The following is a 13,416-nucleotide window of genomic DNA, read 5'->3' as shown; positions in this document are numbered from 1 at the left end:
GGCGCTCTGGGTGGGGTCTGGGGGAGGGCGGGGGCCGGCCGGGCGGCGCGTGGTCCGCATTGTACCGTCGCGGGCGTCACGCGCCGTCGCGCGGCTCGCCGAGCTTCAGGAAACGGTAGTAGACGGTCTCGGCGTTGAACACGGCGATCATGAAGCCCGCGCGGCCGTCGAGGAAGCCGCGCCGCAGCAGGTAGGTGCGCACGAACGCCCAGGCGCCGCGGCCGAGCGCCTTGCCGAAGCCGCCGCGCTGGCCGGCCGCGCGGCGCTGGCGCGCGCCCGCGCTCGAATAGGCGTCGAGCTTGCGCAGCACCGCGTCGACATCCTCGTAGGAATAGTGGAGCAGCTTGCCGTCGAGCCGCCGCGCGGGGCCCTCGAACACCAGGCGCTCGTGCACGAGATCGTCCGAGAAGCGCGCCGCGCCGCGCCGGAACAGCCGCGGCAGCCAGTCGGGATACCAGCCGCCGTGGCGGATCCAGTGGCCGCAGAAGCTCGACAGCCGGTCGAGCGCGTACACCTCGGCCCGCGGCGCGCGCAGCGCCGCGCCAATCGACGCGGCCAGGTCGGGCGTCACGATCTCGTCGGTGTCGATCGACAGGATCCAGTCGGTGTCGAGCGCGGCGAGCGCGCGGTTCTTCTGTGGGCCGAAGCCCGGCCAGTCCGGCGCGACGATCACGCGCGCGCCGCGCGCCTGCGCGATCGCGACGGTGTCGTCGGTGCTGCCGCCATCGACGACGACGATCGCGTCCGCGAACGACAGCGCGTCGAGGCACTCGGCCAGCCGGCGGCCGGCGTTGTGCGCGATCAGCGCGACGCCGAGAGTGGGTTCTGCCATGAGGTCGAAAGAGGGCGCAATGGAATAGAGCGCGAGTATACCCGCGACGGCGCGCCGGGCCGCGTGGTCGGGGCGCTCCAGCTATAATGTTTCGCCATTTTTCGGCAAGCGTGCCACCGCCCGTCGCACGCGACGCCGGCCTCAGAAGGATCGTCTTGGAAACCCAGAACACTCTACGCAAACCGATGGACGCCGACGGCACCTCGCCGAAGTCCGTGCTGCGCCGCCTGTGGCCGTACATCAAGCCGCTGCTCGGCGCGATCGTGCTCGCGGTCACCACCATGGGCGTGGTCGCGGCGACCGAGGCCGGGATTCCCGCGCTGCTCAAGCCGCTGCTCGACCATGGCTTCGGCGCGCACAGCAGCGAGAACGCGAAGTGGTTCGTGCCCGCGGCCGTGATCGGCCTCGCGCTCGTGCGCGGCGTCGCGCAGTACGCGTCGAGCTACCTGCTCAACTACGTATCGAACCGGATCCTGCTGCAGCTGCGGCTCAAGATGTTCGAGCGCATGCTCCACACGAGCGCGTCGTTCTTCCAGCGCGAGACGGCCAGCACGGTGATCAACGCGATCGTGTTCGAGGTCAACCAGATCCTCGCGGTGCTGACGGGCGTGATGATCACGCTCGTGCGCGATTCGCTGACCGTGGTGTTCCTGCTCGGCTACCTGTTCTACCTGAACTGGCGCCTGACGCTGATCGTCGCGGTGATCCTGCCCGGGATCGGCTGGCTCGTCAGCAAGATCAACCGCCGGCTGCGCCGCCTGAACCGCGAGCACCAGACGCTCACCAACGAGCTGTCCTACATCGTCGAGGAGACGGTGGCCGGCTACAAGGTCGTGAAGGTCCACAACGGCGAGCCGTACGAATCGAGCCGCTTCGCCGAGATGAGCAAGCGCCTGCGCGGCTATGCGATGCGGATGGCGGTGTCGGGCGGGCTCGCGCAGCCGCTCACGCAGTTCCTCGCCTCGATCGCGCTCGCGGTCGTGATCACGATCGCGGTGGTGCAGTCGTCGAGCAACCAGACCACGGTCGGCGGCTTCGTCGCGTTCGTGTCCGCGATGCTGCTCGTGATCTCGCCGCTCAAGCACCTGATCGACGTCAACCAGCCGCTGCAGCGCGGCATGACGGCGGCCGAGCTGATCTTCGGGCTGATCGACGAGCCGGCCGAGCCGAAGGGCGGCGGCCGGGCCTTGCCGCACGCGCGCGGCGAGCTGGAGTTCCGCGACGTGATGTTCGACTACGGCGCGACCGGCCGGCCGACGCTCGACCGCATCTCGTTCAAGGTCGCGCCGGGCGAGATGATCGCGCTGGCCGGGCCGTCGGGCAGCGGCAAGACGACCCTCGTCAACCTGCTGCCGCGCTTTTTCGATCCGACGGGCGGCACGATCCTGGTCGACGGCGTGCCGATCCAGGACTTCGACGTGCATGCGCTGCGCGGCCAGATGGCGATGGTCAGCCAGGACGTCGTGCTGTTCAACGACACGATCGCGGCGAACGTCGCCTACGGCCAGACGCCCGATCGCGCGCGCGTGCAGGCGGCGCTCGAGGCCGCGAACCTGGCCGACGCGGTGGCGGCGATGCCGGACGGCCTCGACACGCTGGTCGGCGGCAACGGGATGCGCCTGTCGGGCGGCCAGCGGCAGCGGCTCGCGATCGCGCGCGCGATCTACAAGAACGCGCCGATCCTGATCCTCGACGAGGCGACCTCCGCGCTCGACTCGGAGTCCGAGCGCCATGTGCAGGCCGCGCTGGAACGCCTGATGGAAGGGCGCACCACGCTCGTGATCGCGCACCGGCTGTCGACCATCGAGCGCGCGGACCGGATCCTCGTGCTGGAGTCGGGCCGGATCGCGGAAGCGGGCAGCCACGACGAACTGCTGAAGCAGAACGGGCTCTACGCGCACCTGCACCGGATCCAGTACCAGCAGCAGGCGGCCTGAGCGGCCGACCTGCAAGGCGCGGGGCGACTATGCTAGGCTCGCTGCTGCCACGCCGCATTGGGCGGCGGGCTCGACACGGGAGATCCTCGATGAGAATGCATCGTGTGTTGCTGGCTTCAGTGGTGGCGGGCGCGCTGGTCGCGCCGCTCGCGCATGCGCAGGGCTACGGCGGTCCCGGCTCCGGTCCCGGCGGCCCGGAGCGGCACGAGATGGCGCCCGAGCATCGTCCGGACGGCCCGCCGCCGCGCGTCGAGGAAACCCACCGCGACTGGCGGCGCGGCGATCGCCTGCCGCGCGAGTATTGGGATCGCCAGTACGTGATCGACGACTGGCGCGCCTATCGCCTGACGCCGCCGCCGCGCGGCTATCACTGGGTCGGCGTCGGCGGCGATTATCTGCTGGTGCAGATCTCGACGGGCGTCGTGCTGCGGATCGGGCCGTAAGCACGCGGAATCGATCGGGCACGACACGGAAACGGGCGCAGCAGCGCCCGTTTTTCACATGCGCGGGGCGTCGGCGTCCCGGCGCTTCGCGAGCACGCGCCGTTCGAACAGCGACAACGTCCAGCACACCACGAGCGCGCAGAGCGTGCCGAGCGTCACCTCGCCGAGCCGGACGAGCGGGATGTCCCACAGCGGGCCGTTGCCCGGGAACAGCAGCACGATGGTCGCCGTCACCCCGCCGAGCCGCGCGGCGCTGCCGACATTGAGACACCAGCAGCAGATGATCACGACCACGATCGTGATCGCATAGGCAAGGTAGTGGCCGCCGCCGAACGCGGCGCCCGCGAAGCCGAGCACCCCGCCCACCATCGCGCCGATGAACTGGTCGCGCGACAGGCTCATCGTGTCCGCGTAGTTGTGCTGGGTCACCGCGATCGCGGTGACGGCCGCCCACACCGCCTGCTCGGTGTGCAGCGCGCGGCCGATCCCGTAGGCGAGGCTCGCGCCGATCACCGCCTGCAGCGCCATCAGCGCGCCCTGCACCACCCGCTCGCGCAGCGACAGCCCCTTGAACAGCGACAGCACCGACTGCTGAATCTGGCGGCGGGCCTCGGTGAAGGTGGTTTGAGGGTCCATGGGCGTTCCGGTCGGCGCGTCAGCGCGCCGCGTCGGCGGAGGGTTCCACCGGGTTGTCCAGGGGCGAGGCATCGCGCGTCTCGGGCATCGCGAGCCACACCAGCAGCACCGCGAGCGCGCCCGCGGCGGCGAGGCCGAAGAAGCTGACCGCATTGCCGAAATGGTCGGCGGCGAAGCCGGCGAGCGCGGTGCTCAGCGTCGCGCCGATGCCGGCCGCGAGACCGAACAGCCCGATGCAGAGGTTGTAGCGCCCCTTGCCGCCCGCGACATCGGCCGCGATCAGCGGCAGCATCACGCCGAACACCGCGGCGCTCAGGCCGTCGAGCATCTGCACCGGCACCAGCAGGTAGGGGCTGCCCACGCCCGCGAACAGCAGTGCGCGGATCGGCAGCGCGGAGAAGCCGAGCAGCAGGATCGGCCGCCGGCCCCAGCGCTGCGCCGAGCGCCCGACCCACGGCGACAGCATCGCGACGATCGCCTGCGGCACGATGATGCACGCCGCGATCACGAGCTGCACGTTGTCGCCCATGCCGGCCGTCACCTCGCCCGCGGCGAGGTTCAGCATCGCCGCGTTCGACAGATGGAACAGCACGACGCAGGCGGCGAAGGTCAGCATGCGGCGGTCGCGCAGCAGCTCGCGCAGGGTCTCGCGCTCGCCGAGTGCGTTGTCGTCGCGGGGCCGCGGCGCGGCGGGCGTCGCGACCGCGTGGGTCGGCTGGATCATCGCGAGCGCGACCAGCGCGGGCAGCGCGAGCGCGGCGGTCAGCCAGAACACCGCGCGCGCGGAGAAATACTCGCCCGTCAGGCCCATCAGCCCGGCGGCGACGGCGCTGCCGATCGACGCCCAGCGCGCGTTGCGGCCGAGCCGGTCGCCGAGGTTCGCGCGCCCGACCAGCGCGAACGAGATCGCGGCCATCGCCGGCACCAGCATGCAGCTCGCGAAGCCGTGGAACACCTCGGCCGCGATCACCGGCACGATGGTCGGGCTCGACGCGAGCAGCACCGCGCTCAGGATGATCGCGCCGATCGCCCAGGCCGCCGCGCCTTTCTTGTTCCTCAGCGCGTCGACCGCGGCGCCGCCCGGCACCTGGCTCACCATCGCGCTGATCGTGCCGATCGACAGCACCATCCCGATCTCGCCCTGGGTCCATTTGTGCGAGGCGAGATAGGACGCGATGAACGGCCCGAAACCGGTTTGCACGTTCGCCACGAAAAAATTCAGCCAGTCGAGGGCGCGCAGGCTGCGTGCGCTTACCGCGTGGACCGTCATCGGCTTGCACCCGGAGCGGAGGCCGGCGTGCCGGCGGCGGCGGGCGAGACCGCGAGGATCGGCTTGTCGTGCGCGTACGGCGGCGAGGCCTTGATCTGCGCCTCGCTGAGATCGAGCAGCGCGCGCAGCGACTTGTCCTTCGGCGCGAAGCGCAGCGCCGACCAGTTCGCGGCAATCGTGCGCCGGTCCGGGCTCACGAGGCCGCTCACGTCGAGCACGACGGCCTGCGGCTGCGCGGCGCGGTCGATCAGCACGTCGACCACGCGGCCGACCTTCGCGCCGTTCGGGCGTTCGACGTCGCTGTCGAGCACCGGCATGCGGCTTGCCGCGGCGCTGTCGCTCACCGGGCCGTCGCGCGGCACGATGTGCGGGCGCGCGCCGGCGGACAGCTGGCCGGCCGGCAGGTCGAGCACGATCGGCTCGTTGCGGCCGCCCGGCGTGAAGCGGAACAGGCTCCACGGGAAGCTCATCTTGCGATCGCCGACCCCCATGAAGCCCTGCAGGTTGACGATCATCTCGCGCGGCTTGCCCGCCGCGTCGGCGACCATGTCGACCGCGCGGCCGATCACCTTGCCGCCGCGCTTTTGCACCTCGCTGTCGAGCAACGAGTGCACCTGGCCGCGATCGATCGCGCGCATCGTCACGAGCGGCGCGGGCGGCGGCGGCGGCGGGGGAGGCGGCGGCGGCGCGGGCCGGGCGATCCTGGGCGGGTGCGGAGGCTCCCTGCGCGGCTTTTTCTGGCCGGCGCTGGACGCCTCCGGCTCGGACGCGGGCTCGGGCGTCGCGACCGGCTCGCTGGCCGGCTCGACGGGCATCACGAGCGCGTCGGTGATCGGCGCGGGCGCCTGCGGCGCGCGCAGCAGCGCGCAGCCCGACAGCGCGAACGCGGCGAGGAGGATCGGAGTCGCGGTGACGACGGGATTCGGCAAACGAAGGATGGGTCGCGAGAGGCCGCCGCGCATCAAGACATGCTCCATGGGTCGGTGCAGGCCGCGCGGGGGCGCGGCTGCCATTGACCGCGACCGCCCGGCGGGGCGGCGCGCGAGGGGAGAGTTTAACCTGTGACGCGGGGCCGCCGCGCAAAGGCCGTGCGCGGTCGATGCCGGGCGGGGGGCGGCGCGCCCGCGCATGCGGCGCGAAAACCGGCCGGACTCAGCGCACCGTGCGCGCGTCGGCCACGCGCGCGCGCAGCGCCGCGTCGACCTGCGCGACGACGTCGTCCCAGTCGTGCAGCGTGTGCTGGCGGAACAGCCGCAGCGACGGATACCACGCCGAATGCTCGCCCGCGAGGCCCCAGCGCCATTCCGGCGCGGCGGGCAGCAGGCCCCATGCGGGCTTGCCGAGCGCGCCCGCGAGATGCAGCGGCGACGAATCGATCGAGATCACGAGGTCGAGCGCGTCGATGAAGCCGGCCGTGTCCGCGAAGTCCGCCCAGCGGTTCGACAGATCGTGCGCGATGAGGCCCGCCTGTTCGGCGAGGGCGTCGTTCGCGCCGTTCTTTTGCAGCACGAACCAGTCGATGCCGGGAATGCGCGCGAGCGGCGCGAGCGCGGCGGGGGGCACGAAGCGGTCGATGCCGCTGAAATTGTGCGGGTTGCTGTACCAGCAGAGGCCGACCTTGAGCGGCGCGGGGTAGCGCGCGAGTTCGGCGGCCCAGCGTTGCCGCGCGGCCGCGGGCGCGTGCAGATACGCGCGCCGCGCGCCGTCGGGCATGCCGAGGTGGGCGGGCAGCAGGTAGTCGAACACCCAGTAGTCGAAGCTGGGCCAGCGCTCGATGAGCCAGGTCGGGGCGACTTCGTCGGCGCCGTCGAGATCCTGCATCAGCCGCAGCAGTTCCGGGCGGCAGGCGAAGGTCACGTGCGCGCCGGCCGCCTTCAGGTCGCGCGCGTAGCGCGCCATCATCAGGTTGTCGCCGATGCCCGCGTAGTACGCGACCAGGATGCGCTTGCCCGCGAGCGGCTCGCCGCGCCAGCGACGATCGTGGAACGGGGTGAGGCCGGGATAGCGGGCGTCGAGATGCGCCGCGTTCGCGAGGCCGTCGAGGCGACGCCAGCCGCCCGCCGTGTCGCCGAGCAGGATCTCCAGCTCGCCGAGCGCGCCGATCGCGTCGATGCGGGTCGGCGCGAGCGCGACCGCACGCTCGAAGCACGGCCGCGCGGCGTCGAACGCGCGCTGCATGTAGTGCGCCTTGCCGACGGTCAGCAGCGCGTCGACGTCGTCCGGGTGCGCGGCGAGCCAGGCCTCGCCGTCCGCCGCCGCGCGACCGTAGTCGGACAGGTAGCGGCAGCGGATCCGCAAGGCGTCGGCCGGATCGGCCTCGTCGAGCGCGCGCGCCGCGTGAAAGCGCATCAGCGCGGGATCGTGCGAGAACAGGTAGAGCTGGGCGAGCGCCGCGTGCGCGCGGCTGTCGCGCGGCGCAATGCGCAGCGCGCGGTGGAAGTGTTCGATGGCCTCCTGGCCGTCGGTCAGGTAGTTCGACGCCAGGATGCCGGCCTGCAGCCAGGGCAGCGGCGAGCCGGGCGCGCGCGCCGCCCACTGCGCGCACCAGTCGATCGCCGCGCGGGTCGCGCCGGACTCGGCGAGCAGATACGTGAGGTCGAGCGAGGCGGGCAGGCGCGACGGGTCGAGCGCGAGCGCGTCACGCCAGTGTGCGAGCGCTTCGTCGGCGCGTCCGGCGCGGGCGGCGGCCTGCGCGTGTTGTTCGAGCACGGCGGCTTGAGACGGGTGGTTCATCCTCGATTCCTGGGGCGGTCTTGCAGCGGGCGCGGCGGCGTTGCCCGGATGAGCGGCCGGGCAACGCCGGGTCATCATAAGGGATTGACGGCGGGGTGGGCAGGGGCGGGTTTTTGCGGAGATCGCGCGGGGGCGCGGGTTCGGCGGCGATCAGCCTGCCCGACCGGGGGCATGGCCGATGGGCCGCGACCTCGGCGGCTCGACCCGCGCGCACCGGCTTCGGCAGCGCGTCGCGTCGTCATCCCGCCGGGGCTAGGCCGACGCCTCGATCTGCTGCGCCGCGCTCAGCGCATACAACTGCTCACGCAGCCACCGATGCGCGGGATCGGCCTGCCAGCGCGGGTGCCATGCGGCGTGCAGCGTGAAGCCCTCGGTGTCGAGCGGCAGCGGCAGCAGGTCGAGCCGGTCGGCGAAGCGCATCAGGAAGCGCTCGGGCAACGCGCATACGCAGTCGGTCGCCTCCAGCACGAGCGGCGCCAGGTGGTACTGGTGGACCGATACCGCGACCTGGCGCGTCAGGCCGCGCGCGTGCAGCAGATCGTCCATGAAGCCGTGGAAGCCGCCGCCGTCGCCCGACACGATCACATGGCGCAGTGCGCAGTACGCGTCGAGATCGGGCGGCGCGAGCCCGCGCGGATGCCCCTTGCGCTGCGCCATCACGTAGCGCTCGCGCAGCAGCGGCTGCGCCTGCATGCCGCGCGGCACCGCGAAACCGGCGGCGATCAGCAGATCGGCGTCGCCGCGTTCGAGCAGCGCGCCGTAGGTGTCCGCGCTCGCGTTGCGAAAGCCGATGCGCAGCCCCGGCGCGTCCGCTTCGACGCGTCTCAGCAGATCGAGCCCGACCATCACCACGCCGTTGTCGCTCGCGATGACCTGGAAAGTGCGCGTCGCGTCGGCGGGATCGAACGCCTCGCCTTGCCGCAGCGCCGCGTGCAGCCCGTGCAGCGCGGCGCGCAACGGCGCGCGGATCGCCAGCGCCCGCGCGGTCGGCGTCATGCCGCGGCCGTTCTGCGCGGGCACCAGCAGCGGGTCGCCGAGCAAGGCGCGCAGCCGCGCGAGCTGCGCGGACAGGGCCGGCTGGCTCAGATGCAGCCGGGCGGCCGCGCGCGTCACGTTGGCCTCGTCGAGCAGCACGTCGAGCGCGACGAGCAGGCCGAGATCGGCGCTGCGCAGCGGGGCAGACATATCGGGCATATGGATGGCTTTCATATCTATAATCGATTTCAAATATACCAAGGATTTGCGCACACTGGCGCCGGGCGTGGCCGTCGGGGCCGCGCATGACGGACGGGAGGATGCGATGACGATGGAACGGCAGGAACGGCGTGCACTGTTCGCGCTCGCCAGCGCCAATTTCGCGATGGGCAGCATGTCGTATGGGACGGTCGGCGCATTGCCGGGGCTCGCGGCGGACTGGGGGATCGCGCCGGGGCGCGCAGCCTTGCTGATGGCGGCGTTTTCGGTGACGTTCGCGGTGGGCGCGCCGCTGATCCAGATCGTCGCGGGGCATCGGCGCCGTCGCGGCCTGTTGCTGGGCGGCTTGCTGACGATGGCGCTGGGCACGCTGGCCGGCGCGTTCGCGCCGAGCTTCGGCTGGCTGATGGCGACGCGCGTCGCGGCCGGCGTCGGCGCGGGGGCGGTGAGCCCGGTCGCGACGGCGATCGGCGCGGGGCTCGTGCCCGGCGAACGGCAGGGGCGTGCGCTCGCGATCGTGTTCGTCGGCGTGACGCTGTCGAGCGTGATCAGCGCGCCGCTCGCGGCGTGGGTCGCGCAGATGCTGGGCTGGCGCGCGGTGTACGGCCTGCTCGCCGCGCTCGCGCTGGGCAGCGCGGCCTGGATCGCGGCGCGCGTGCACGATGCGACGCGCGGCGAACGGATGCGCCCGGCGGGGCTCGCGCGCCTGCTTGCGCGGCCCGCGACCGGGGCCGGGCTCGCCGTGGTGGTGTTGCAGACCGCCGCATTCTTCGCGACCTACACGCTGATCCTGCCGTTCTTGACCGCCCGCTTCGGCGCGAGCGCCGAGGCGGGCGCGTTCGCGCTGCTCGTGTTCGGCGTGACGGGCGTGCTTGGCAATCTCGTCGCGCAACGGGCGGCGCGACGCGCGTCGGCCGATCGGCTGCTCGGGATCGCGATGGGCGCGATGCTGCCGGTGTTCTGCGGCTTGCTCGTCTTCGAGGGCGGGCTGCCCGACAGCGTGCGTTTCGTCGGCGCGCTGGGTCTGCTGATGGTGTGGGCGCTGATGCAGGACCTGTTTTATCCGTCGCAGCTGCGGCGCGTGGTGGCGCTCGAACCGGGCTGTCGCGGCATGGTGCTCGCGCTCAATTCGTCGGGCATCTTCGCGGGGATTTCGCTGGGCGCGAGCATCGGCGGGCGGGTGGCCGACCACTGGGGCGTGTGGGGGCTGCCGCTCGCGTCGGTGCTGCTGACGCTGGCCGCGTTCGGGGCGTGGGCGTTTTCGCGCTACTGGCTGGCGCGAGCGGCGCGTGGCGCGCGCGGGGTGGACGGGCTCGCGGGGGCGGGTGGGCGCGAGTGAGCGCGGCCGGCCGGGCGCGCCGTGCGCTGCCGTGCGCGGCGGGTGGCGCGTCGATTGCGATGCCGCGACGCGCAGGTTGCGAGCGTGACCCGAGGGATGCTCGGTCCGTCACGTCTCGCCCGCGTCTCGCTCGTGCCGTTTCCGGCCGGCTTCGCGCGGCGCGCGCCGGGATGCCCGGCGACCTGAGCGCGCGCATCGGCGCGCTCAGGTCGTGCATGCGTCGCGTTCAGGCGTCGGGATCGAGCGCGCCGGACGTCGCGCCGCGCCGCGCCGGCGACGACAGCCCCGGCGTCAGCCGTCGCCGTATGCCGCGATTCAGCGGCTCCGCGTAGCACCGCGCGATCAACGCGCTCGATGCGGCCGACAGCAGCAGATAGACGGCCAGCAGCGCCAGCTTGTCGTCGCCCGTCACGTCCGGCCGGGGAAAGCGTGCTTTCAGCAGGCCGAGCACGATCAGATGGAACAGATACAACTCGTAGCTGAGGCGGCCGAACCATTCGAGCCACGCGGATGCGCGTGCGCGCCGACGCGTCGCTTCGGCAGGGTTTTCCTGTCCGGTGAGCAGCAGCGCGGCGGTGCCGAGCGCCATCGCCGTGATTCCGGGCACGTTGGCTTCGCTGATCGGCCAGGACAGGTACAGGACGACCATCGCCGCGGCGGCGAGCCAGTGCAGCCACGCGCGGGCCTGCTCGCGCAGCGCGACGCGTCGGGCGAGCAGGGCCGTGCAGCACCCGATCGCGATCGCATCGAAGCAGGCGAAGTAGGCGTAGAGGAAATTCTCTGCATCGCCTTGATGCGTGTATCGATACACGGGGCCGACGAGGATGATCGCGATCCAGAAGGCGACGAGCCGCGACTCGCGCCTCAAGGCGACGCACAGCAGCGGGAACGACAGGTAGAACACCTCTTCGACCGACAGTGACCACAGCACGCCGAGCGGGTAGTTGATCCAGCCGTGTGTGCCGATCAGCACGTTCATCCAGAACGTCAGCGAGGCGAGGTTCACGAGCCAGAAGGACACCGGTGAGCCGGTTTCGGCGTGATTCTGGAAGATTGCGACGCCGACGGCGGCGAGCACGTTGACGACGACCAGCAGCAACAGCAGGCAGGGCAGGATGCGCGCGATCCGCAAGGCGTAGAACGCGCGGATCGGGACGTTGCCGAGTCCGGACCAGCGCCGCGCCGTATTCGCGGTGATCAGGTAGCCCGAGATGACGAAGAACATCGTCACGCCGTAGTTGCCGTTGCGCGCGACCGCGCGCACCGCCTCCCGGCCGAACAGGTGCGCGAGCGTGGTGTCATCCAGGCGGTAGGCGATGTTGAAGTGATGAAACAGGACGAGCAGGATCGAGATGCCGCGCAGCACGTCGATCCGATGATTCCGGGGCGCGGCGCTCGTGTTCACGCGGCCTCCGTCGCCCATGTCACGAAGGCCGCGCCCGCTTCGCGCAGCACGGCTTCGCGGGCTTCCCAGCTGAAGCCGGGGGCGTCGTAATAGGCCGCGGCGAGCAGGGGCGCGCGGCCGGGCGGACGCACGAGCGCGTAGTCGTTGGTTTCGCCTTCGACGCTGGTCAGCAGCGCATAACGGGCGCGCGGATCGGCTTCGCGAAGCAGCCTGAGCGACAGCGCCGCAGCGATGCCGATCAACGCGCCTTTCCAGACGAAATGCAGGAGCGCCCAGCCCACGGCCTGGACGAACACCGGGGACGCAGCGCTCACCGATCCTCTCCGTGCAGGAATTGCTGGATCTCGTCGCGTTCTTTCTTCGTGACGTGCCCGCGCAACGCGGCCAGCACGAGCGCCTTGCCCGAGCCGGAGAACGCCTTGTGGATTAGTTCCTTCAGGAGGCGGGTTTGCAGGGCGTTCTGGCTGTGCGCGGGTGCGTATACGTGCGAGCGTTCACTTTCGTCACGCGTCAGTAGCCCCTTGGCATGCATGATCTGCATCTGGCGCAGGACGGTGGCGTAGGTGACGTCGGGGCGCTCCGCCTGCATGGTCTGATGGACCTGCTTCACGGTGGCGGGGCCGAGCGGCCACAGCACGCGCAGGAGATCGAGTTCGGCGGCGGTCGGTTTGGTGGGTGGGGGAGTCTTGGCCATCTTGGAGTCGGAGCGGGTGGTGCGATGCGATGTAGAATAATTTGTCTAGAAAGAATTGTCTACATTGCTGTGATGGAGATCCGGCCGCGCGAGCAGCGTCTCGATTCAGGTTGGACGTGAAGCGGGGAGCCGGGAGGAACGCGGTACCCGGTCGGTGGGCCGTTCCATCATGGCGTGATGGCAGAATGCGCGGTCATTTGCGCATGCGTTTCAAACATCGTAAAACGCCGGGGGGATTTTCGCGGAGCCCGTTTCGGGCAACTTGGCGCTTGCCTGTATCGGCGCGCTAATGCAGTCGTTGGGTGGTGAGGTGTTGGAGTAAGAGGGCGCGCGTGTGAAGCGGGTCCTCGACGGCATCGTCAGCGCCGCCATTTTTCGTATCCGGGCAAGGAGGCGCGCCGTTACCAGGGGGAAGCGGCCCGTGAGTTCTTGGAGTGGGCAGGAGGGAATCCGTGAATACCATGCAATACAAAGGCTGCACGGCTCACATCGAATTCGACGATCGGGACAATATCTTTGTTGGGCGAGTGCTGGGCGTGACCCCGATCATCGGCTTTCATGGCGAGACGATGGGGGCGCTTCGGCGCGCGTTCGAGGTCGCGGGCGATGATTTCCTGGCCGACAGCGCCGAGCGTGGCGTGACGCCGGGAAAATCGCTCCGGGCAAACTGATGCTGCGGAATTTGCCTGGAGGCTCATGCGGATGTTGGTAGCGTGGTGCGAGCCTCGGGCAAGCACGTCAATCAATGGGGCGCTGAGGTGCTTGCGCTGGTTGCGCGTGCTTGACTTGGCTTTTAATTGAACCGACCGTAGAACTTGCTGCATACATAAGGAGAAGCGAGTCTCCCGGTCGGCGCGGACCTGTCCGGGATTTTGTGGGCGGGGCATATCATGAGAGGTAAAAGTCATGGATATGCCGATGCCGAAAAAACGA

The 13,416-nt window shown here is 70.8% G+C and carries 13 protein-coding genes; 4 read left to right on the top strand and 9 right to left on the bottom strand.

The features are described from left to right. Positions 1-76 precede the first annotated feature (76 nt). Positions 77-832, bottom strand: coding sequence for a glycosyltransferase family 2 protein (locus AC1RQF_RS16570; RefSeq protein WP_492872494.1), 756 nt, complete (start codon positions 830-832; stop codon positions 77-79). A gap of 185 nt (positions 833-1,017) precedes the next feature. Here AC1RQF_RS16570 and msbA point away from each other — a divergent pair, with 185 nt between their 5' ends. Both msbA and AC1RQF_RS16560 read left to right on the top strand, forming a co-directional pair. Continuing rightward, positions 1,018-2,769: a lipid A export permease/ATP-binding protein MsbA gene (gene msbA, locus AC1RQF_RS16565; RefSeq protein ID WP_337995326.1), complete on the top strand. Its 1,752-nt coding sequence runs from the start codon at positions 1,018-1,020 to the stop codon at positions 2,767-2,769. Positions 2,770-2,858: 89 nt separating this feature from the next. Then, positions 2,859-3,212, top strand: coding sequence for an RcnB family protein (locus tag AC1RQF_RS16560; protein ID WP_274004231.1), 354 nt, complete (start codon positions 2,859-2,861; stop codon positions 3,210-3,212). Positions 3,213-3,266: 54 nt separating this feature from the next. On the opposite strand, the gene AC1RQF_RS16555 is transcribed toward AC1RQF_RS16560, so the two are convergent. From AC1RQF_RS16555 to AC1RQF_RS16535, 5 genes are all read right to left on the bottom strand, one after another. Further along, on the bottom strand, positions 3,267-3,848 hold the full coding sequence (locus AC1RQF_RS16555) for an FUSC family protein (RefSeq protein ID WP_274004229.1): 582 nt from the start codon (positions 3,846-3,848) through the stop codon (positions 3,267-3,269). Between the two features lie 19 nt (positions 3,849-3,867). Further along, positions 3,868-5,118 (bottom strand): MFS transporter, encoded by a 1,251-nt coding sequence (locus AC1RQF_RS16550; protein WP_492872493.1) that lies wholly within the window; start codon positions 5,116-5,118, stop codon positions 3,868-3,870. Continuing rightward, positions 5,115-6,080: a PRC-barrel domain-containing protein gene (locus tag AC1RQF_RS16545; RefSeq protein ID WP_492872559.1), complete on the bottom strand. Its 966-nt coding sequence runs from the start codon at positions 6,078-6,080 to the stop codon at positions 5,115-5,117. The genes AC1RQF_RS16550 and AC1RQF_RS16545 overlap by 4 nt, the downstream gene beginning before the upstream one ends. 190 nt (positions 6,081-6,270) lie before the next feature. Next, the gene (locus AC1RQF_RS16540; RefSeq protein ID WP_274004227.1) at positions 6,271-7,851 is read right to left on the bottom strand and encodes a tetratricopeptide repeat protein; all 1,581 of its coding nucleotides are present in this window, start codon (positions 7,849-7,851) and stop codon (positions 6,271-6,273) included. A gap of 252 nt (positions 7,852-8,103) precedes the next feature. Next, on the bottom strand, positions 8,104-9,060 hold the full coding sequence (locus tag AC1RQF_RS16535) for a LysR family transcriptional regulator (protein WP_492872492.1): 957 nt from the start codon (positions 9,058-9,060) through the stop codon (positions 8,104-8,106). 91 nt (positions 9,061-9,151) lie between these two features. On the opposite strand from AC1RQF_RS16535, the gene AC1RQF_RS16530 reads away from it, so the two are divergent. Further along, a complete protein-coding gene (locus AC1RQF_RS16530) occupies positions 9,152-10,384 on the top strand; it encodes an MFS transporter (RefSeq protein WP_492872491.1) in 1,233 nt (410 codons plus the stop codon). Positions 10,385-10,610: 226 nt separating this feature from the next. Here the strand turns inward: AC1RQF_RS16530 and AC1RQF_RS16525 are convergent, their stop codons facing one another. Genes AC1RQF_RS16525 through AC1RQF_RS16515 form a run of 3 tightly spaced genes read right to left on the bottom strand, consistent with a single transcriptional unit; the run spans position 10,611 to position 12,483 of the window. After that, a complete protein-coding gene (locus AC1RQF_RS16525) occupies positions 10,611-11,789 on the bottom strand; it encodes an acyltransferase family protein (protein WP_492872490.1) in 1,179 nt (392 codons plus the stop codon). Beyond that, the gene (locus tag AC1RQF_RS16520; RefSeq protein ID WP_274004220.1) at positions 11,786-12,103 is read right to left on the bottom strand and encodes a hypothetical protein; all 318 of its coding nucleotides are present in this window, start codon (positions 12,101-12,103) and stop codon (positions 11,786-11,788) included. Before AC1RQF_RS16520 ends, AC1RQF_RS16525 begins: the two co-directional genes overlap by 4 nt. Then, positions 12,100-12,483: a BlaI/MecI/CopY family transcriptional regulator gene (locus AC1RQF_RS16515; protein ID WP_274004218.1), complete on the bottom strand. Its 384-nt coding sequence runs from the start codon at positions 12,481-12,483 to the stop codon at positions 12,100-12,102. Before AC1RQF_RS16515 ends, AC1RQF_RS16520 begins: the two co-directional genes overlap by 4 nt. Before the next feature lie 452 nt (positions 12,484-12,935). Between AC1RQF_RS16515 and AC1RQF_RS16510 the strand changes: the two genes are divergently transcribed. Next, entirely contained in the window at positions 12,936-13,154 is a 219-nt protein-coding gene (locus AC1RQF_RS16510) for a type II toxin-antitoxin system HicB family antitoxin (RefSeq protein ID WP_274004217.1), read from the top strand. Positions 13,155-13,416: the final 262 nt, after the last annotated feature.

This window comes from Burkholderia sp. GW821-FHT14F03 (assembly GCF_058803765.1).
The sequence above is the reverse complement of the archived record's forward strand: the minus strand, read 5'-3'. Positions and strand labels throughout refer to the sequence as shown.

Coding starts and splice junctions, on each gene's coding strand:
- AC1RQF_RS16535 (WP_492872492.1), bottom strand. CDS start 9,060: ATGAAAGCCATCCATATGCCCGATATGTCTGCCCCGCTGCGCAGCGCC.
- AC1RQF_RS16570 (WP_492872494.1), bottom strand. CDS start 832: ATGGCAGAACCCACTCTCGGCGTCGCGCTGATCGCGCACAACGCCGGC.
- AC1RQF_RS16550 (WP_492872493.1), bottom strand. CDS start 5,118: ATGACGGTCCACGCGGTAAGCGCACGCAGCCTGCGCGCCCTCGACTGG.
- AC1RQF_RS16515 (WP_274004218.1), bottom strand. CDS start 12,483: ATGGCCAAGACTCCCCCACCCACCAAACCGACCGCCGCCGAACTCGAT.
- AC1RQF_RS16530 (WP_492872491.1), top strand. CDS start 9,152: ATGACGATGGAACGGCAGGAACGGCGTGCACTGTTCGCGCTCGCCAGC.
- AC1RQF_RS16545 (WP_492872559.1), bottom strand. CDS start 6,080: ATGCGCGGCGGCCTCTCGCGACCCATCCTTCGTTTGCCGAATCCCGTC.
- AC1RQF_RS16540 (WP_274004227.1), bottom strand. CDS start 7,851: ATGAACCACCCGTCTCAAGCCGCCGTGCTCGAACAACACGCGCAGGCC.
- AC1RQF_RS16560 (WP_274004231.1), top strand. CDS start 2,859: ATGAGAATGCATCGTGTGTTGCTGGCTTCAGTGGTGGCGGGCGCGCTG.
- msbA (WP_337995326.1), top strand. CDS start 1,018: ATGGACGCCGACGGCACCTCGCCGAAGTCCGTGCTGCGCCGCCTGTGG.
- AC1RQF_RS16555 (WP_274004229.1), bottom strand. CDS start 3,848: ATGGACCCTCAAACCACCTTCACCGAGGCCCGCCGCCAGATTCAGCAG.